At 60.0% G+C, this 20757-nt stretch carries 10 protein-coding genes; 1 reads left to right on the forward strand and 9 read right to left on the reverse strand.

Annotated elements, in window-relative coordinates; all coding sequences use genetic code 11:
* Nucleotides 1-20: 20 nt before the first annotated feature.
* The 8 genes from lplT to EE896_RS16905 all read right to left on the reverse strand — a co-directional run bounded on the left by lplT (nt 21) and on the right by EE896_RS16905 (nt 17078).
* A complete protein-coding gene (gene lplT / locus EE896_RS16870; protein WP_008925441.1) occupies nt 21-1211 on the reverse strand; it encodes a lysophospholipid transporter LplT in 1191 nt (396 codons plus the stop codon).
* Nucleotides 1208-3358, reverse strand: a complete 2151-nt coding sequence (gene aas / locus EE896_RS16875) for a bifunctional acyl-ACP--phospholipid O-acyltransferase/long-chain-fatty-acid--ACP ligase (protein WP_008925440.1) — start codon at nt 3356-3358, stop codon at nt 1208-1210. Before aas ends, lplT begins: the two co-directional genes overlap by 4 nt.
* Nucleotides 3359-3447: 89 nt before the next feature.
* Nucleotides 3448-4833, reverse strand: a complete 1386-nt coding sequence (locus EE896_RS16880; protein ID WP_003851021.1) for an efflux transporter outer membrane subunit — start codon at nt 4831-4833, stop codon at nt 3448-3450.
* Between the two features lie 3 nt (nt 4834-4836).
* Nucleotides 4837-7938, reverse strand: a complete 3102-nt coding sequence (locus EE896_RS16885) for an efflux RND transporter permease subunit (protein ID WP_008925438.1) — start codon at nt 7936-7938, stop codon at nt 4837-4839.
* Nucleotides 7935-11156 (reverse strand): efflux RND transporter permease subunit, encoded by a 3222-nt coding sequence (locus EE896_RS16890; protein WP_140916146.1) that lies wholly within the window; start codon nt 11154-11156, stop codon nt 7935-7937. Before EE896_RS16890 ends, EE896_RS16885 begins: the two co-directional genes overlap by 4 nt.
* The gene (locus EE896_RS16895) at nt 11153-12361 is read right to left on the reverse strand and encodes an MdtA/MuxA family multidrug efflux RND transporter periplasmic adaptor subunit (RefSeq protein ID WP_110411702.1); all 1209 of its coding nucleotides are present in this window, start codon (nt 12359-12361) and stop codon (nt 11153-11155) included. Before EE896_RS16895 ends, EE896_RS16890 begins: the two co-directional genes overlap by 4 nt.
* A gap of 426 nt (nt 12362-12787) precedes the next feature.
* The gene (locus EE896_RS16900; protein WP_003851029.1) at nt 12788-14527 is read right to left on the reverse strand and encodes a penicillin-binding transpeptidase domain-containing protein; all 1740 of its coding nucleotides are present in this window, start codon (nt 14525-14527) and stop codon (nt 12788-12790) included.
* A gap of 277 nt (nt 14528-14804) precedes the next feature.
* Nucleotides 14805-17078, reverse strand: coding sequence for a molybdopterin guanine dinucleotide-containing S/N-oxide reductase (locus EE896_RS16905; protein ID WP_140916144.1), 2274 nt, complete (start codon nt 17076-17078; stop codon nt 14805-14807).
* A gap of 190 nt (nt 17079-17268) precedes the next feature.
* Here EE896_RS16905 and galR point away from each other — a divergent pair, with 190 nt between their 5' ends.
* Nucleotides 17269-18270 (forward strand): HTH-type transcriptional regulator GalR, encoded by a 1002-nt coding sequence (gene galR / locus EE896_RS16910; RefSeq protein ID WP_003851033.1) that lies wholly within the window; start codon nt 17269-17271, stop codon nt 18268-18270.
* Nucleotides 18271-18305: 35 nt separating this feature from the next.
* Here the strand turns inward: galR and EE896_RS16915 are convergent, their stop codons facing one another.
* The gene (locus EE896_RS16915; protein ID WP_153574580.1) at nt 18306-20678 is read right to left on the reverse strand and encodes a beta-N-acetylhexosaminidase; all 2373 of its coding nucleotides are present in this window, start codon (nt 20676-20678) and stop codon (nt 18306-18308) included.
* Nucleotides 20679-20757: the final 79 nt, after the last annotated feature.

Consider the following 20757-nt stretch of genomic DNA (forward strand, 5'->3'; position numbering starts at 1 on the left):
GGAGAGCGGCGGTGAATCACTTAACGCTTAGCAGGTCGCCACAGCCACAACACGGCGATCGCCAGCGCAAACAGCACGCCAAAGCCGACGCCCGTCGCTACCGCAGGCGCGCCCGCCTTAATCGCCAGTGTATAGAGCCCCAGCATAATCAGCATGGCGCTGTTCTCACCCAGGTTCTGTACCGCAATGGCATTGCCTGAACCGACACTCTCTTTGCCCCGCGCCTGTAACAGCGCATTCAGCGGCACCACAAAGAAACCGCCCAGTGCACCAATCAGCATCAGCACTAAATAAGCATTCAGCAGAGAGTGCTGCAGCGCAAAGACCACCACCATGACACCAATCAGCACACCAGCCGGCATACAGCGACGCACGGTCTCCAGCGTCACCAGCTTCGCCGCCGCCGCTGCGCCAATCACAATGCCAATTGCCACCATGGCATTCAGCGTGGTTGGCGTGGTGTTGTCATTGATCCCCAGCGCCACCGGCACCCAGAGCACCAGCAGGAAACGCAGCGTAACGCCTGCGCCCCAGAACAGACTGGTGCCGAGCAGCGAGAAGCGGGTTTCTGCATCACGCCATAGCAGCGCGGCAGCACTGAAAAAGCTGCGTACCATCACGCCGAACTGCCAGCTCTGACCAGGCCGCGCCGCCTGCAGTTTCGGGATAAACAGGTTCGCGACCACAGCGATGCCGTAGGTCAGCGCACAGATGCCCAGCGCCGCCAGAATATGCCAGTCAGCCAGCATGCCGCCCGCCACCGAACCCAGCAGAATGGCGGCGATGGTCGATGCCTCCATCAGCCCGTTGGCTTTCACCAGCTTCTCGCCGTGGGTGATCTCACCGAGGATGCCATATTTGGCCGGCGAGTAAGCCGCTGCGCCCGCGCCTACCAGGGTATAGCCGATGAAAGGATTGAAGCCGAAGCAGATCACCAGCGCGCCCAGCAGCTTCAGGCTATTAGCGAGCATCATCACCCGCCCTTTCGCCATGCTGTCCGCCACCTGACCGACAAACGGCGCCAGCAGAATATAGGCCGCGACAAACAGCATCTGTAAGACCGGCTGGCTCCAGTCGGGATAGAACTGACTTTTCAGTACCGCCAGCGTGGCAAACAGTAGCGCGTTATCGCCAAACGCCGAAAAGAACTGGGCGATAATCACGGCAATCATGCTGCGCGACATCAGCGGCGCATTACGATCAAGGCTCATGCCTGCTCCTCTTCCGCCATTTTTTTCAGCGTGACGTAATCGGGTTTACCACTGCCCAGCTGCGGCAACTGCTTCATGACGCGGATATCACGCGGCAGTGCCAGCTCTGGCGCACCCAGCTCGCGGGCTGCTTTCTGCAGCCTGTCGCGCACCAGTTCAGCGTCCGTGGTGAACAGCACCAGTGCCTCGCCGCGCTGTCCATCCGGACGCAGCGACGCCGCATGTTGTTTCTCCGGCGACGCCTTCAGCGCGATCTGCTCGACGATCTCCAGCGACACCATCTCACCCGCGATCTTCGCAAAGCGTTTGGCACGTCCCTGAATCTGGCAGAAACCGCCTTCATCGAAGCTGACGATATCACCGGTGTCATACCAGCCCGCTTCAAGATTACCTTCGCCATCGTCGGCGGCCGGGGCTTCCAGCACGCCAGGATTTTCGACCCGCAGATAGCCCTTCATCACGTTTGGTCCACGCAGTTGCAGGCGTCCGCCCTGCTCAATGCCCGGCACTGACATCAGGCGTGAATCCATGCCCGGCAGAATGCGTCCCACAGTGTGTGTCTTCGCTGCCATCGGCACATTAATCGCCACAACCGGCGCGCACTCGGTGACGCCGTAGCCTTCGAGAATGCGAATGCCATACTTCTCGATATAGAGCTGACGGGTGTTCTCCTGCAGCTTCTCCGCACCCGCAACGACATAGCGCAGACGGGCAAAATCATAGGGCGCGGCAAAGCGCGCGTAGTTACCCAGGAAGGTTGAGGTGCCGAACAGCACGGTGCAGTTACGGTCATAAACCAGCTCCGGCACGATGCGATAGTGCAGAGGGCTGGGATAGAGGAAGACCTGAGCACCGGTCATCAGCGGCGTAAACAGCCCGACGGTCAGACCAAACGCATGGAACAGCGGCAGCGCCGACATAAAGCGGTCGCGCGGCGTGAAGTCGGCGATGGTGCGGATCTGCTCGACGTTCGCCAGCAGACTTTTATGGGAATGCACCACGCCTTTAGGGTTGCCTTCAGAGCCGGAGGTAAACAGCACCATCGCGGCATCTTCCGGCTGTTGAGGTAACTGGGCGCGATGCGGCATCAGCAGATGGGCAAGGATCCACAGCTTGTCTTTGCCCGTGACGGTATCTTTCAGATCTTCCAGGTAGATCCACTGCACATCGTCCAGCCCCTGCGGCAGATGCCACAGATTGCCTTTGTCCAGGAACTGCCGCGACGTGAAGACGGTTTTAATCTGCGCCGCGGTCAGTGCTGCACGCATGCCGTTAACGCCCGCGCTATAGTTGAGCATGGCCGGAACGCGCCCGCGCAGTGTGGCACCGAAAATCGCCGCCGCCGTCACGGTGGTATTAGGCAGCAGGAGCCCCACCACTTCACGCGGCTGGCTGTAACGCTCCAGAATACGGCCTACGCCCAGCGACTTCTTCAGCAGGCCGTTATAGCTGTCGGGTTTGAAATTCACATCTTCGATGCAGCGCTTAAACGCGCCGTAACGCGTCCGCGCCGCCAGAAACGCCTCAAACAGGGTTTCACGCGGACGCACTGCCATGCGCGCTTCCATCATCACATGATGCAGATGCTCACCGGCCAGCACGCGGCGATCGCGCGCCCGTTTCGCCTCTGGCATCGGAATGCGGGTGGCGGGCAGAACGGTGAGAGTGATGCGCGGGAACAGGCGACGTTTAAACACGCCCGCCAGACGACCAAACGGCGTGTATTCAGCGCCTTCAATGCGCATTGGCACGACGTTAGCGCCGGAACGCGCCGCGACAAAGCCTGCCCCGCTGTAGATTTTCATCAGCGAGCCGGTAACAGTAATTCGTCCTTCCGGGAAGATGACCACCGGACGGCCCGTATCAATCAGCCGAACCAGCTGCTTCAGCGCCATGGGCCGGGTGGGATCCAGCGGCACAAAGTCGATAAAGGGTTTAACCAGACGCATAAACCAGCTTTCGCTGATGGTCGAGTAGACGGCAAACACCGGTTTAACAGGCAAAAATAGCGCCAGCAACATGCCGTCCAGAAACGACATATGGTTCGGTGTGATCAATACCTTCTGCTTATGCAGTTCGGCGACGTCGCCCCGCAGTTCGACCCGCCATAACAGGCGAAATATCAGGCGTAAAAATGTGAAAGCCATGCCAGCTCCTTAGCATCGTGAAAAATAGCCCTCACGATGCAGGATTTGACGCGGTTCGACAACCGAATTATCGGCAATCTGATACTGCTTCAGGGGGCCTGCCAGCCACCGCCCAGCGCGGCAATCAGCGCGACGCTGCTGACCCACTGCGTGGTCGCAAGCGTCAGCAAACTCTGCTGTGCGCTCAGGCTGCTGTTCTCAGTGGTCGCCACATCCAGGTAGTCAATCATGCCCGCCTCATACTGCAGGCGTGTCACCCGCGCCGAAGTCTGGGCCGCGTCGGTGGCGCGCTGCTGCGCGGCGATTTCGCCCTGCAGCGTGTTCAACTCCACCAGCTTATCTTCCACCTCCTGCATCGCGGTCAGCACCGTCTGACGATAGGTGGCCACGCTGGCATCCCAGCTTGCCCGCGCCTGATCGACCTTCGCCGAGGTCGCACCCGCGTCGAGCAATGTACCGCTTAGCGCCGGTCCCAGTGACCAGACGCGGTCCGGCAGCGAGAAGAGCGAATGCAGCACGGAGGCGCTGACACCACCACTCGCGCTCAGAGTCAGGTCAGGATAGTAACCGGCTACCGCCACACCGATGGCGGCATTGGCGGCGGCCATATTACGTTCGGCGTACGCGATATCGGGACGGCGCTGTAACAGCTCGCCCGGCAGGGCTGCCGGAATCGCGGGTAATGTGGCCGTCAGTGGCGCAGCGGGCAGACTGAAGTCGGCCGGAGCTTTGCCGATCAGCAGTGCAATGGCGTGCTCCATCTGCGCACGCTGCCACTGATAATCCTGCGCCGAGGCGCTGGCGCTCTCCCGTTGCAGCTGCGCCTGGGCCAGCGTGGCACGCGACGCGGTGCCCGCCTGATACTGGCTGGTGATCACGTTCAGATAGTGCTGATAAGCATCAACGCTCTGCTGATAGAGCGCGATTTTCTGATCCATGATGCGCAGCTGGAAATAGTCCTGCGCCAGCTCAGACTGGGCACTCAGCGTGATGTTGGCCAGTTCTGCCGCGCTGGCCGAAGCACTGGCGCGGTTCTCCTCCAGCGTGCGCCGCAGTTTACCCCACAGATCCAGCTCCCAGCTGGCACTCAATTCCGCCTGATGGCTGCTGCTGGTGGTGCGAACGCTGCTGTTGGTGGCATGGCTGCCGCTGCGCGTTACGCTGCCGTCATAGTCCAGCGAGGGAAACAGCGCTGCACGTGACTCAGCCGCCAGAGCCTGCGCCTGCCGGTACTGCGCGGCATAGGTTGCTACGTTCTGATTTGACACGCTGACCTGGCTCAACAGCCCGCTCAGCGTGGCGTCATGGTAAACCGTCCACCACTCGCCTTTGCTTTGCGCATCCAGCGGTGTCGCCGGCTGCCAGCCTCGGGCCTCTTTATAGTGAACCGGCATCGCTACAGACGGGCGCTGATAGTCAGGACCCACGCTACAGCCGCACAGCAGCATCACAACAAACGGGATGAGAGGTTTCATGGATCAGGATTCCGCAGGGCGCAAACGACGCCATTGACGTTGAGTGGCACGGCCCAGACGATCGAGCCAAAGATAAACAACCGGCGTGGTGAACAGTGTCAGCAGCTGGCTAAGCGCCAGCCCACCTGCAATCGCTATCCCCAGCGGACTGCGCAGGTCGGCATCACCGCCGCTGCCCAGCGCCAGCGGCAAGGCGCCAAAAAAGGCGGCCAGTGTGGTCATCATGATTGGCCGGAAGCGCATCAGGCACGCCTGGGTGATCGCCTGCTGCGGCGACATGCCCAGCCGCCGCTCCGCATCAATGGCGAAATCAATCATCATGATGGCGTTCTTTTTCACGATGCCGATCAACAGGATGATGCCAATCAGCGCGATCACCGTGAGCTGCGTGTTGGTCAGCAGCAGCAGCAGCATCGCTCCGACGCCCGCTGACGGCAGCGTCGAGAGAATGGTCAGCGGATGGATATAGCTCTCATAGAGCACGCCGAGCACGATGTAGACCGCCGCCAGCGCCGCCAGAATCAGCCACGGCATGGTTGCGGTCAGCTGTGAAAAGGCCGCGGCGGTACCGGCAAAACCGGCATGAATGGTCGAGGGCAGGCCCAGCTTCGCCATCGCCTGTTTAATCAGTAACTGCGCCTGCTCCAGCGAAACGCCATCATTGAGGTTAAATGCCACCGTGCTGGTGGCAGACTGGCCCTGATGCGCTACCGACAGCGGCGCGTTGCCACCGCTGAAACGGACAAAGGCGGAGAGCGGCACGCGATCACCGCTGTCGTTAATCACATAGAGTTGCTGTAGCGTCGCCGGATTCGCGGTGTCGCTGTCCTGCAGCGACATCACCACGTGATACTGATTCAGAGTGTGATAGAGCGTGGCGATCTGCCGCTGGCTGAAGGCATTATTCAGCAGTGTATCCAGCATTTTCACGTTGACGCCCAGTCGGGTGGCGCGGTCGCGGTCAATCGTCAGCTCCACCTCCTGACCGCCCGTCTGCGAGTCGGAATCTACGCTGTTAAGCTGGGGAATGGCTGCCAGCGCCGCCTGCACTTTCGGCGTCCAGACCCGCAGCAGCGCAAGATCGTCCGCCTGCAGGCTGTATTGATACGTCGCGTTAGCGCTACGTCCGCCAATGTGCAGATCCTGCGCCGCCATCAGGAACATCTGCGCCCCGGCGATATGGCTGGTTTTGCGCGTCAGTCGGTTAGCCACTTCAGTAGCCGTGGCATCGCGCTGGCTAAAATCCTTAAGCCGCACAAAGAAGTTGGCGCTGTTGCGGGAGCCAAACATCCCGCTGCCCATAGACGACATCACACTCTCGACCGCCGGATCTTTCTGAATGATCTTTGTAAACATCAGCATTTTCGGCTTCATCGCCTGGAATGAGATGTTCTGATCGGCACGCAGCGCGCCCATCAGCAGCCCGGTGTCCTGATTGGGGAAAAAGCCCTTTTGCACCACGGTAAAGAGAAAAACGTTCAGCAGCACGGTCAGCAGCAGGCTGAGCAGCGTCAGCTTCTGATGGCGCATCACCCAGGCCAGCCCGCGTCCGTAGGCAGCCAGCAGGCGGTTCAGCTGATTTTCAATAAACTGATAAAGCGGATGTGGTCGCTGGCTGACGGGCGGTTTGGGCTTTAGCAGGCGTGCGCAGAGCATCGGTGTCAGGCTGAGTGAGACGAACAGCGAGATCAGCAGCGACACGGTGAGCGTTACGGCGAATTCGCGGAACAGCCGTCCAACAATGCTGCCCATCAGCAGGATCGGGATAAACACCGCAATCAGCGACACGGTCATCGACAGCACGGTGAAGCTCACCTCCTGCGCCCCGCGCAGCGCCGCCCGCAGCGGACTCAGCCCACGCTCAATATGGCGAGTGATATTCTCCAGCACCACAATCGCATCATCCACCACGAAGCCAGTGGAGACGATCAGCGCCATCAGCGACAGGTTATCCAGGCTGTAACCCAGCAGGTACATCACCGCGCAGGTGCCGATCAGCGACACCGGCAGCGCCAGCGCCGGAATGATCACTGCCTGCAAATTGCGCAGGAAAATAAACACCACCGCTATCACCAGCAGCACCGCGATCAGCAGCGTCTCTTCGGTGTCATACAGTGAGGCGCGCACGCCGGGCGAACGGTCAACTACCACTTTCAGCTGGCTGTCAGCGGGCAGACTCTTTTCCAGCAGCGGCAACTGCGCTTTGATCGCGTCGATGGTTTCGAGCATGTTCGCGCCCGCCTGACGTTTAATGCCGATCATCACCGCAGGCGTGGCATTGAGGAATCCCGCCTGATAACGATCTTCCACCGAGTCATAGACTGTGGCGACGTCGCGCAGCCGCACCGCCTTGCCCTGCTGCCAGGTGATGATCAGATCGCGGTAGCTGGCGGCCTTTTCCAGCTGTCCGTTGCTGTCCACCAGCCACGACTGGTCACTGCTCTGCAAAATCCCCTTAGGCAGATTGGTGGTGCTGTTGGCGACAGCGGCGCGCACCGTCTCCAGCGAGATGCCGTAATGCGTCAGCTTCAGCGGCTGCAGATCGATGCGCACCGCGGGTAAGGCGCTGCCCATCAGCGAGACTTCGCCGACGCCCTGCACCTGCCCCATCACCTGTTCGATTTTGCTCTCTGCCAGGTCATAAAGCTCGCCGGGCGAGCGGGTGGCGGAGGTCAGCGCCAGCATGACAATTGGCGCATCTGACGGGTTGGCTTTGCGATAAGTGGGCAGCGAGGCCATCGCGCTCGGCAGCAGGCTGCGCGCCGCGTTGATCGCCGCCTGTACGTCGCGTGCCGCGCCATTGATATCGCGGTCCAGATCAAACTGCAGGATGACCGTGCTGGAGCCCTGCGAACTGCTGGAGGTCATCTCACTAATACCGGCAATCTGCCCCAGCGAACGTTCCAGCGGCGTCGCGACGGTGGCGGCCATGGTCTCCGGGCTGGCCCCCGCCAGGCTGGCGCTGACCATGATGGTCGGGAAATCGACCTGCGGCAGCGGTGCCACCGGCAGCAGCCGGTAGCCCAGCGCGCCGAGCAACAGTATCGCCAGCGTCAGCAGCAGCGTCGCCACCGGACGAAAGATAAACAGCCGGGTCAGATTCATTGCCCGCTCCGCGCCTGCTGCTGACGGCGTTTCACCCAGGCGTTGCCGCGCTGCGCCAGCCCATCAAACAGCAGGTAGATCACCGGCGTGGAGAAGAGTGTCAGCACCTGACTGACAATCAGCCCGCCGACAATCACCAGCCCCAGCGGCTGCCGCAGCTCTGCGCCCGAGCCGGAGGCCAGCATCAGCGGTAACGCGCCGAGCAACGCCGCCATGGTCGTCATCAGGATCGGGCGGAAGCGCAGCAGACAGGCCTGATGAATCGCGTCACGCGGGCTGAGATGCTGCTTGTGTTCTGCCTCCAGCGCGAAGTCGATCATCATGATGGCGTTCTTTTTCACGATACCGATGAGCAGGATGACCCCAATCAGCGCAATCAGGCTGAACTCCGTGCCTGCCAGCAACAGCGTCAGCAGCGCGCCCACCGCCGCCGACGGCAGCGTTGAGAGAATGGTGACCGGATGGATAAAGCTCTCGTAGAGGATGCCGAGTACCACATACATAGTGATCAGCGCCGCCAGAATCAGCCACAGCGTGTTGCCGGTGGCACTCTGGAACGCCGAGGTTTCGCCCTGGTAACGCAGCGTGGTGCTCTCTGGCAGGTGCAACTGCTGCCGCACGTCGGCGATCGCCCGCTGCCCATCCTCCAGCGAGTAGCCCGGATTAAGGTTGAAGGAGATCATCACCGCCGGAAACTGATTCAGCCGCATGTGCATCAGCGAGCCGGTGCGCTGATGAATAGTGGCGATAGCGGTAAGTTTCACCATGCCGCTGCTGGCCGTGTCGCTATCAGAAGCTGAGCTGGACGTCGACGTTGATGAAGACGTTGATGTTGATGACGAAGCCGTGGATGAAGCCGTGCTGGTGGTTGATGACGAGCTGCTGCCGGAAGAGGGCTGCAGATAAACATCATCAAACGACGCCGGACCCTGCTGGTAAGCCGGAGCCACTTCCAGCACCACCCGATACTGATTCGACTGGGTGAAAATAGTCGAGACCAGACGCTGACCAAAAGCGTTATAGAGCGCGGTGTCCACGTCCGACGCAGTAATGCCAAAGCGCGCCGCTTTATCGCGGTTCAGCTCAACGTATGAGACGCGCCCCTGATCCTGCAGGTTACTTACCACGCCATTAAATTCGGGACGCTGCTGCAACGCCGCCACCATTTTTGACGACCCGCTGACCAGATTTTCACTGTCGGCGTCGTCCAGGGTGAACTGATACTGACTCGGCGAGACCTGGTCGTTGACGGTGAGATCCTGCGCCGGTTGCAGATAGAGCCGGATACCTGGCACATCGGCGGTCGCCTGTTGCAGTTGTTTAATCACCTCATCCGCTTTCACATCACGCGAGCCAAATGGCTTAAGGTTGATCTGTAACCGTCCGCTGTTGAGGCTGGTGTTGGTGCCGTCGATGCCAATCGTCGATGAGACGCTTTCCACCGCCGGGTTTTTCAGAATCAGAGCCGACAATGCCTGCTGCCGCGTGGCCATCGCTTTAAATGAGACATCCTGTGAGGCGACAGTAATGCCCTGAATCAGCCCGGTATCCTGGGTCGGAAAGAAGCCCTTCGGCACCATCATATAGAGCAGCGCGGTCAGCCCGAAGGTCGCCAGCGCCACCAGCAGCGTCAGTTTCTGATGGTTAAGTACCACGGTCAGCAGCCGGTCATAGCCGCGCACCAGCGCATCGAAAAGTTCGCCGCCCTTGCGGGAAAAAGTTGACTGCTGTTCGGGCGGAATGTGGCGCAGCAGATACGCACACAGCATTGGCGTCAGAGTCAGCGACACCAGCATCGACACCAGAATCGCCACCGCCAGCGTGATCGCGAACTCCCGAAACAGTCGCCCGACCACATCACCCATAAACAGCAGCGGGATCAGTACGGCAATCAGTGAAAAGGTGAGCGAGATGATGGTGAAGCCAATCTGCTGTGAGCCCTTCAGCGCCGCCTCCATCGGCGACTCGCCCTGCTCCAGCCGCCGGGAAATGTTCTCGACCACCACGATGGCGTCATCAATAACAAAACCGGTGGCGATAGTCAGCGCCATCAGCGACAGGTTATTCAGGCTGAAGCCTGCCAGATACATCACACCAAAGGTGCCGATCAGCGACAGCGGCACCGCCACGCTGGGGATCAGCGTAGCGGCCACGTTGCGCAGGAACAGGAAGGTCACCATCACCACCAGCGCAATCGACAGCATCAGCTCAAACTGCACATCACTGATCGAGGCGCGGATGGTCTGAGTGCGGTCGGAGAGAATCGTCATCTTCACCCCGTCCGGCAGTGCCGCCTGCAGCGCGGGGAGCTGCGCCTTGATGTTGTCCACCACCTGAATTACGTTTGCGCCCGGCTGGCGCTGCACGCTAATCACAATCGCCGGCTGGTTGTTGGCCCACGCCGACTGGAAGCTGTTCTCCGGGCCCTGTTCAATATGGGCGATATCTTTCAGGCGCAGCGCCGCGCCGTTCTCATAGGTGAGGATCAGGTTGCCGTACGCGTCGGCGGTGCGCAGCTGGTCGTTGGCGTCGATGGTGACCGAATGATATTTCCCGTCAAAGCCGCCTTTAGAGCCATTAACGTTGCTGTTGCCAATCAGCGTATTCACCGCCTCCAGCGTCAGATGATGCGCCGCCAGCGCCTGAGGATTCATCTGCACCCGAATCGCGGGCTGATGTCCGCCCGCCAGCGTCACCATCCCGACACCGGAGATCTGCGACAGCTTTAGTGCTACCCGGGTATTGACCAGATCCTGCACCTCGGTCAGCGGCAGCGTGCTGGAGCTCGCCGCCAGCGTCACCACTGCACTGTCCGCCGGGTTAACCTTTTTGTAGGTCGGCGGATTGGGCAGATTGTCGGGCAGCAGGTTATTCGCCGCATTGATCGCTGCCTGCACCTCCTGCTCGGCGACATCCAGCGAGAGATCGAGGCTGAACTTCAGGGTAATGATCGACGCGCCGCTGGCGCTGGTGGAGCTCATCTGGCTCAGCCCGGCCATCTGCCCTAACTGGCGCTCCAGCGGCGAGGTGACTGACGACGCCATAACATCCGGGCTGGCGCCCGGATAGAGCGTGGTGACCTGAATGGTCGGATAGTCGACCTGCGGCAGCGCCGAGGTCGACAGAAATTTATAGGCAAAAATGCCAGAGATCAGCACGCCGACCATCAGCAGGATGGTGGCGACCGGACGCAGAATAAACAGGCGAGACGGGTTCATTTCGACACGGCACCGGCAGCAGGTGTCTCATCGGCCAGCGTGACTTTGCTGCCGCTGGTGAGGCGATCGATCCCTTCTGTCACCAGCCGATCGCCTGGCGAAACGCCGCTGAGGATCGCCTGCTGATCGTCGCCGAACGCAGGGCCAGTGGTGACCGCTTTGCGCGTGACGGTGTTATCCTGATTGATCACAAAGACAAAGCTGCCGTCGCTGCTCAACTGCAGCGCCTGCGCCGGGATCACCGTCGCGCCTTTCAGCACCCGGATCTGCAGTCGCAGATTGACAAACTGGTTAGCAAACAGCGACTCATCCTGGTTGGCGAATACCGCTTTCAGCGCCACGGTGCCGGTGGCGGTGTCGATCTGGTTGCTGATGAACTTTACTTCGCCGCTGGCGAGCTGATGCTGGTTGTCCTGATCAAACAGCGTGGCGGGCAGGCTCTGGCCCTGATGCAGGACGCTGACCAGCGCCGGGATATCGCTTTGCGGCACGCTAAAGGTCACGGCGGCGGGCTGCATCTGGGTGATCGTCACCAGGCCCGTGCTGCTGGCGCTCTGAACCATGTTGCCGGGATCGATCTGACGCAAACCGACGCGCCCGCTGATCGGAGCGGTGATGCGGGCATATTCAATGCTCAGCTTTGCACTGGCGATCTGCGCCTGATCGGCGGCGACCGCACCGCGATACTGCCCGACGGTGGCAATCTGGCTGTCCAGATCCTGACGCGCCAGCGCGTCCTGTGCCGCCAGTTTGCGGTAGCGCGCCAGCGTCAGTTCGGCGCTGTTCAACAGCGCCTGATTTTCGCTGAGTTCGCCCTGATACTGGTTCAGCGTCGCCTGATAGCTGCGCGGATCGATCTGCGCCAGCAACTGCCCGGCACTGACCTTCTGCCCTTCGGTAAAGAAAACCTGCTCCAGCTGGCCGTCAACGCGGCTGGTCACCGTCACGCTGGCGTTGGGGATCACCGTGCCGAGCGCATTGAGCCACACCGGCACATCCGCCGTGCTGGCCATACCGCTGTGAACCAGCGTCGCCCCGCCGCCCATCATGCCATGCGCGCCATGCCTGCCCGGCGGCATCCCCTCACCCGGCCCATGACCCGCCGTCAGCAGACGCCAGATAACGCCCGCGACAATCGCAACCACCAGCAACAGGAGCAGCCATTTGAGCCCAAAAGTACGCCCGGGGCGAGAAAGGTGAGTCATCGTCAAACTCTTCAGGTAAGCAGAAAAAGAAATCCCGGAACATGCGGAATGCGGCAGTGTGAACCGGCTGAGGCGAGCAAAAAAACGCCAGGGTTCACGGCGGCCATTATCGGTGAAAGCCGACGCGCCTTTCTATTGGCAAACTGTCAGGGTTTCGTTAAGAACGATGATGATTTAACGGCGGTTATACAGCGGGGAAGAGAGCGTCCGGCGAGCAGGCAAAAAAAACCCACGCATCTGCGTGGGTTGGTGTAATAACAGGGATCTCACTGCCGAAGCGGTGTTGTTTTCACACCCATCAATACCTCTGGGACTGCTATCCTCGCACTGATTGACCGCGCGGGGACAGCGAGAAAACGCAACCGAATTCGGGGAAGTGCAACGAGGTGTGAATATCTTTCACGTCTCGCTTACACTCTGATTCCACTAAGATTTATCCGAAGTATTGGTCGCCGGTTTCGTGTAAATGGCATCTGGCGCAATGTTCATGTGTTTCAGCACCGGCCCCATAATATTACCGAACACTGGTGCGGCAACCGAGCCACCGAAGTGATCGCCTGCCGTTGGATGGTTGATCATCACCACCAGCGCCACTTCAGGATGGCTGGCTGGCGCAATACCGGCGGTGTAGTTGACGTAGCCGCCATCATACTTGCCGCTGGTGCCCATTTTTTCCGCCGTACCGGTTTTGGTCGCCAGACGATAACCCGGCACCGCGGCTTTCAGCCCGGTTCCGCCCGGCAGGACGTCACTCTCCAGCATATGCACCACCTCTTTCACCGTTTCCGGGTTGGCAACCTGCCGCCCCATGACCGGTGGCGTAACGCGTGTGATTGACAGCGGACGGTAAACGCCATAAGAGCCGAGTGTGGCGTATTCACGGGCAATCTGCAGCGGCGTGACACGCAGGCCGTAGCCAAAGGAGAAAGTGGCCCGCTCGATATCGGCCCAGCGGGTACGGTGCAGCGGGAAGTAGCCGACGCTTTCGCCGGTCAGCCCTAATCCGGTGGGTTTACCCAAGCCAAACGCCTGATAGGTATTCACCAGCGCTTCCGCAGGCATCGCCAGCGCGAGGTGTGATACGCCAATGTCACTCGATTTTTGCAGAATGCCCGTCATGGTCAGGCGCGGCCAGTGACCGACGTCGCGGATCAGGTGGCCGTTCACGCTATAAGGCGTGGTATCGATGACGGAATCCGGGCGCACCAGGTGGCGCTCCAGCGCCTCCATGACCACTAACGGCTTAACAGTCGATCCCGGCTCATAACTGTCATTGATGGCCGAGTTACGCATCTGCGCCGGAGTCGCCCCTTCGTAGTTATTAGGGTTGAACGACGGATAGGAGGCCATCGCCAGAATCTCGCCGGTGTCAATTTTCACCAGCACGGCGGCGCCTGAATCCGCCTTGTTGATCAGCACGCCGTCACGCAGTTTGCTGTAGAGCGTGTACTGGTCATATTTGTCGATGCTGAGCTGCACCGTTGGCGGCTGAGTCGGCGGCTGATAGTTGATCATGGCGATGATATTGCCCGCCGCATCCTGACGATAGACCTCTTTGCCAGGCTCGCCCTGCAACACTTTATCAAAGCCTTTTTCCAGGCCATTAAGACCCACGTTATCCGCACCTACAATGCCGAGCAGCGGCGCAGAGGCCTCGCTCATCGGATAGAAACGGCTGTCGTCGTAGACTTCGCTGATGCCTTTCAGCTTCAGTTCTTTAATATCTTTCGCGATGCCCAGTTCAACTTTACGGCCCAGATAGAGGAAGCGACGTTTCGGGTTAGCAGTGATCTGCGCCGCCAGCTCTTCAGGACGGGTGTTAAGCGCCGCCGCAAGATAGGCCCATTTAGCGCTGGTGAAATCGGGGTTACTCTCAAGCACTCGCTGCGGATCGGCAATGACATCGCGCGATGGCACGCTAAGCGCCAGCGCTTCACCGTTACGATCCAGCAGGGTACCGCGGCTGGTCGGCAGCGTGACGGTACGCAGCGATCGCTGATCGGCTTCGTGCTCCAGCATCGGCTGATTCAGGAACTGCAGGTCCGCGACGCGCGCCAGCAGCACCACCAGACAGGTCGTGACACCCAGGCAGATCAGCCGAAAACGAAAAGGGTTAAATGGCGCTTTTATCTGGTCTTTTCCCAGTAGTTTTTTAATCCGGGGCATGGCATTCCGCTGCGCAAAATAAGAGAAAGAGGCTGGTGCCAGCAGTTATAAAGAAAGCGCTGGCTGTATAACAGGAAAACTGTGTATCAGTTCGTTATCGGCCGCAGATTTTGGGCAAAAAAAACCTGCGCATCTGCGCAGGTTGGTGTAATCAAGAAAATCTATTGATGTTCACCCATCAATACCTCTGGGACCCTGAATGTAGCAAGAGGGATTAATCGGCTGCTATCTCTCAAACGCAACAGTTACCCGCAAAATGTAACCAGCCATGAGATCCTTACGCTATTGTGCAATCCTGATGTTTTTTGATTTCCACCAGACAACTCATGGCGTTTGGTCCCTGCGTCAGCGACGAGGTTCCGATATCGAGCGTCAGCACATTGGGGTTACCCGCGCGATCGTGCGGCTGCCATGCCTTGCCAAAACCAGGATCAAACCAGGCACCGGTAGAGATAATGACCACGCCCTGCGTCACGCCCTCGGTGATCCGCACGCCCGCCAGCATCACGCCGCGTGCGTTGCTCACCTCAATCTCGTCGCCCTCCACCAGACCGCGCGCTGCTGCATCCTGTGGATGCATGTAGAGCGTTTCGTGTCCGGCAGTTTTATTGCCCTGCACCGTTTCGGTGGCATCCAGCTGGCTGTGTAACCGGTCCGAAGGCTGAATTGAGATCATGTGCAGCGGATAGTCGTGGCTGACCGGCGAGCCGAGCCACTCCTGCGGCTCACGCCACTCCGGATGACCGGCAAAATCGTCAAGCTGGTAGTCCGCAATGGTCTGGCTGAAAAGCTCGATTTTGCCGCTGGCGGTTTTAATCGGGTTCGCCTGCGCATCGGCGCGGAACGCCTCCATAAACTGATAGGGCTTGCCGCCTTCCGGAATTTCCACAAAGCCGCGCTGCCAGAACGCATCAAATTCGGGGAAATTGATGCCTTTGCGCTGATGCGCGGTCGCACACTGCTGATAAAGATGGGCGATCCACTGCATCTCATTGCGCCCTTCGGTGAAGGTGTCGCGGTAGCCGAGGCGCTCGGCCAGGTCCGCAAAAATATCGAAGTCGTTGCGCGCCTGGTGCTGCGGTTTAATCGCCTGATGCATCGCCAGCACAAAGCGGTCGCGTGAGGAGCCGCCTATATCATTGCGCTCGAGCGTGGTGGTGGCAGGCAGCACGATGTCCGCCATCTGCGCAGCAGGCGTCCAGACGATATCCTGCACCACCACCGTATCGGGCCGTTGCCACCCCTCCACCAGCCGGTTCAGCTGCTGGTGATGATGGAACGGATTGCCGCCCGCCCAGTGCACCATGTGAATGTCAGGATAGTGCAGCGTTTCGCCCTGGAAGCGGTACGGCTGGCCTGGATTGAGCAGCATATCGCTGATGCGCGCCACCGGAATCGACAGCCCGGACGGATTGGGGCCGGTGCTCATCATCGGGGCTGGCCCCTCCTGACGCGGATTGCCAACGCTGTTCATTGAACCGTGACCAAAGGAGAAACCTGCGCCCGGCAGGCCTGGCTGGCCGAGCATCGACGACAGCGCAATCATCATCCAGTAAGGCTGTTCGCCGCGATGGGCGCGCTGAACGGAATAGGAGCAGGTAATAAAGCTGCGCTTGCCGGTCAGCTGCTGCGCCAGCTGCACAATTCTATCCGCTGGAACGCCGGTGATACGACTGGCCCAGCCAGCGGTTTTCGCCACGCCGTCGGTTTCACCCAGCAGATAGGCACGCAGCTGCGGCCAGCCGGTGCAGTGGCTGGCGAGAAACGCTTCGTCAACCGCGCCGCGCTGGGTGATTTCATGGCCCAGCGCCAGCATCAGCGCCACGTCGGTATTGGGGCGAATCGGGATCCACTCGGCGTTAACGAATTCCGGGCAGTCATCGCGCATCGGGCTGATGTTGATTACCGGCGTCCCTTTGGCCGCCAGCTGCATCAGCGCCGGTTTCAGGCTGTGCTGCCCTGCGCCACCCGAGGCAACCTGGGCGTTTTTCAGCGCCAGCCCACCAAAAGCGACAAAAATTTCGGCGTGTTCCACCACCTGCGGCCATTCGGTGACGCGCCCGGTCAGCGGCATATACGTGCCGATTACATAGGGCAGGAAGAACTGCGCGGCACCCCAGCTGTAGTTGCCCTGCTGATCGACGCCACCGCCACCCTGAAAGTAGAAACGACGAACCAGGGTGCGGGCGTGATTAACGCGTCCAGCCGATGACCAGCCGTAGGAGCCGTTGAAAATGCCCGATGCACCGTAACGCTCGCGCACGCGGCGATTCTCCTCCGCCACCAGGTCCAGCGCGGTTTCCCAGTCGACGGCGACAAAATCTTCCCGGCCACGCAGCGTGCGATCGCTCTTTTCGTGTGACTTTAGCCACGACCGACGCACCATCGGCTGGCGAATGCGTTTGTCGGAGTAGACCAGTTCAGGAATGGTGTGGATCATCGGTGACGGATCGGCATCGGCGAAGAAGGGTTCGCAGCCAATCAGGCGATCGTTTTCAGTGACGGCGGTAAAGGCGCCCCAGTGAGCCAGATGTGGCACTTTGGTTTTCATCGTTGTTTTTCACGGTAGCCAGGTGGGAGATTGAGCATAACACGGGGCGGCGGCTGAGCAGAAGATGTGCCTGAGTGCCCGATTTCGCCCCTTTTTGCGACGACGCTGACATTCTGTCGGGTTGATGTGTCCGCCCTTTTCCGTAACACTGATGTGATGTGTAAACGTTTTCCCCAAAGCAGGTCAACGCATGGCTACCATAAAGGATGTTGCGCGACTGGCGGGCGTTTCTGTCGCCACAGTCTCACGTGTAATCAATAATTCTCCCAAAGCCAGCGACAGCTCCCGACAGGCCGTAGGCCAGGCGATGGAGCAGCTTCAGTATCACCCGAATGCCAACGCACGCGCGCTGGCGCAACAATCGACCGAAACGCTCGGACTGATTGTCGGTGACGTCTCCGATCCCTTTTTTGGCGCGATGGTTAAAGCCGTGGATGAGGTGGCAGGCGATACCGGTAACTTTTTGCTGATTGGTAACGGTTACCATAATGAGCAAAAAGAGCGGCAGGCGATTGAACAGCTGATGCGTCATCGCTGCGCGGCGCTGGTGGTTCACGCCAAGAAAATTCCCGACGCAGAGCTGGAAGTGCTGATGAAGCAGGTGCCCGGTATGGTGCTGCTGAACCGGCTGATAAAAGGCTTTGAAAAGCGCTGTATTGCGCTTGACGATCGCTACGGTGCCTGGCTTGCCACCCGTCATCTGATCCAGCTCGGCCATCAGAATATCGCCTTTATCTGTTCGACCCACACCATCTCTGATGCCGAAGATCGCCTGCAGGGTTACTACGATGCGCTGAAAGAGCACGGCCTGCCGTGCAGCGACCGGCTGGTCACCTGGGGCGAACCGGATGAAGTCGGCGGTGAGCAGGCGATGACGGAACTGCTGGGGCGCGGCAGGAACTTTACCGCTGTCGCCTGTTACAACGACTCCATGGCGGCAGGTGCACTGGCAGTGCTGAGCGATAACGGTGTTCGCGTGCCGGAAGAGATGTCACTGATCGGCTTTGATGATGTGCTGGTGTCGCGCTATGTGCGACCGCGCCTCACCACCGTCCGCTATCCGATTGTCACCATGGCGCAGCAGGCAGCCCAGCTTGCGCTGGCACTGGCTAACGATCTGCCGCTGCCAGAAGTCACCCACATGTTCAGCCCGACGCTGGTGCGTCGCCATTCAGTCAGCGGCCCGGCCTGATGCCACGGTGGCCGGTTCCGCACCGGCCACCGCATTTACTGAAAGGCGCGCAACAGCGTCTCCAGCGGCCTGACCAGCGCAATCACCGTTTCATCCTGCACCTGCGCAGCGGCATCGAGTGTCGCATGCATCTCCGCCACTTCGCTGGCACCAAACGCCTGATTGCGGACGTAAGCATTCACCAGCGCGAGGCCCATGGTGCTCAGCACCTCAATCTGCTGCACGCTGTGTGCCAGCGGCTTCAGCGTCGCGCTACCGTTGATGATCGGCATTACCGCAGTCGTGTTGGCCTGCCAGCGCTGCAGCGGCGCACGAACTGCGGAGGCAGCGGCCGGGTTATTACGGTTGGCGATTAACACGGCGACATGCTGCGCCAGCTGGCGCACCGCCTCACTCTCGGCAGGCAGCACATCCGCCAGCCGGTTTAACGGCTCGTGATAGTCGTAATGGCCCGCCTGAAACTTCAGATGCTGGCGGGTGTAGTACTGCGCCGGTTCCAGCACCTCAGCCAGTATTTGCAGTGGGGCAATATCGTGCCCGTTGGCCAGCCGCATCATTTGCTGCTCCGTCTGGGCTTGCTGCAGCGTTCCCACCGATACAGTGCTCCAGCGATCCATCGCTGACAGCCGCGAATACATTGAATCCATGTTCGTGACATCCTCTGCCGACCATAACCGCTCAGCCACCACAAAGGCGCGCGGCCACAATTTGGTATCAATAATCTGGCTGTTGATGTTTTCCGCCCACAGCGCTGCCTCACCACCCAGCAGATTGTGCTGCACCTGTTCTGGCGTGGGCAGCACGGGCGCGATGCCCGCCGGCGGCTGCATCAGGCGCTGACCGCTGGTGGGATAACGGACGTTGCCTACCAGCACATAGCCTTTGAGGGACGGCTGCTGCAGCGTGAACACCGGCTGGAACGGTCCCATCCAGCTATCCACGCTGAACTGCACCTGCTGCGTCGAGAGCCAGTTGATCTCACGAACCATCCGCCGGGACTTGCCGTCGAAGTCGATAAAACCGCGCCAGCCCGACTCGCCCTGAATGAGCGTAAAGCTGCCCTTCACCGGGCTGCCTTTGAGGCGCGGCATCGTGAATGACCAGCTCTGCGCCTGATCGCCGGGCCGCAGACGATCCAGGCCGTTGAGCCCGCGCGGCGTGACCTCATTGCGGTAGTGGTAGCTGGCAGGCTGGGGCTGATCGAGGTAGAACCCGGTGGAGAGAATGCCGCGCGTGTTCTCTTTTGCCAGCGCACTCAGCGTATCCTGGCCCTGCCACGACTGGATCAGAATGCTGCGCGGCAGATCGGGATGGGCGATCTCATCCCAGCCCACCATCTGACGGTGATGGGCTTCCAGGATCTTTTCCACCCGCTGATTGAAGTACGCCTGAAGCGCATGCGCATCTTTCAGATTGTGATCGCGCATGAACTGCTGAATCGCGGGTGAGTCGTTCCACTGGGTGGGATCGACTTCATCGCCGCCGATGTGCAGCCAGGGATCGGGGAAGATCGCCGCCATCTCACCCACCAGCGTGTCGATCACCTCATAAACCTGTTCGTTACTGGGATCGAGCAGCGGTTTAAAGACGCCCCAGCCGCGCTCCATCTGATAATTTCCCGGTCTGCTTATCAGCTCCGGCATCGCCACCGCCAGCGCAGAGGCGTGTCCCGGCATATCCAGCTCAGGCACCACACGCACCCCACGCTCGGTGGCATATTTCACAATCTCCCGCATCTGCTGCTGACTGTAGTAGTTGCCATCGCTGGCTTTCTGCTGCAGCTGGGGATAGTGGCTGGAGGCAAAGCGCCAGCCCTGATCGTCAGTGAGATGCCAGTGAAAGACGTTCATTCGCGCGGCGGCCAGGCCGTCGATCTGACGTTTAAGTGTCTCTACCGGCATAAAGTGGCGCGCTGTGTCGATCAGCACACCACGCCACGGAAAGCGGGGATGATCGTGGATGGTCACGTAAGGAATCGTCGTGCCCTGTGCACCGTTCTGGATAAGTTGCAGCAGGGTTTCCATACCGCGCATCGCGCCAAAACGGCTGGGTGAAGTTAACAGGACACCGTCGCCATCGACCTGCAACTGATAGCTCTCATCGCTGTCGGGCAGTGGCAGCGGGTCCACCGCCTTTGCAATGACGATACGTATAGTCGGCGCGGCCACCGGCTGGGATGCAGGCAACAGCGGCCAGCCCGTCTGGTTACTGATTCGCGCCAGCCAGCGTGCTTCAGCACCTGCCAGATGATCACCTGAGATTTGCAGCGTCAGTTGCGGCGTCAGGGTAAGTGCACCGCCACTGGCGGGCTGCTCCACCTGCTGCGGCCAGGGCATCAGTGGCAGCGGACTGGCCAGGACGAGTGGACAAAAGGCTGAAAGCAGGAGCAGAGAACGGGGTAACCACATTGGCGGGCATCCTTGTGACGTCAACGTTTTAACAGGGCATAACGTTGATTAAAGTTGCTGCACGCCAATACGCCAGTTA

It is taken from the genome of Pantoea eucalypti (assembly GCF_009646115.1).
GTDB classification, from domain to species: Bacteria; Pseudomonadota; Gammaproteobacteria; order Enterobacterales; family Enterobacteriaceae; genus Pantoea; species Pantoea eucalypti.

Bases quoted from the DNA above. Each gene is read 5' to 3' on its own strand.
- lplT (WP_008925441.1), bottom strand. From the start codon at position 1,211: ATGAGCCTTGATCGTAATGCGCCGCTGATGTCGCGCAGCATGATTGCC.
- EE896_RS16900 (WP_003851029.1), bottom strand. From the start codon at position 14,527: ATGCCCCGGATTAAAAAACTACTGGGAAAAGACCAGATAAAAGCGCCA.
- EE896_RS16880 (WP_003851021.1), bottom strand. From the start codon at position 4,833: ATGAAACCTCTCATCCCGTTTGTTGTGATGCTGCTGTGCGGCTGTAGC.
- EE896_RS16885 (WP_008925438.1), bottom strand. From the start codon at position 7,938: ATGAATCTGACCCGGCTGTTTATCTTTCGTCCGGTGGCGACGCTGCTG.
- EE896_RS16890 (WP_140916146.1), bottom strand. From the start codon at position 11,156: ATGAACCCGTCTCGCCTGTTTATTCTGCGTCCGGTCGCCACCATCCTG.
- EE896_RS16895 (WP_110411702.1), bottom strand. From the start codon at position 12,361: ATGACTCACCTTTCTCGCCCCGGGCGTACTTTTGGGCTCAAATGGCTG.
- aas (WP_008925440.1), bottom strand. From the start codon at position 3,358: ATGGCTTTCACATTTTTACGCCTGATATTTCGCCTGTTATGGCGGGTC.
- EE896_RS16915 (WP_153574580.1), bottom strand. From the start codon at position 20,678: ATGTGGTTACCCCGTTCTCTGCTCCTGCTTTCAGCCTTTTGTCCACTC.
- galR (WP_003851033.1), top strand. From the start codon at position 17,269: ATGGCTACCATAAAGGATGTTGCGCGACTGGCGGGCGTTTCTGTCGCC.
- EE896_RS16905 (WP_140916144.1), bottom strand. From the start codon at position 17,078: ATGAAAACCAAAGTGCCACATCTGGCTCACTGGGGCGCCTTTACCGCC.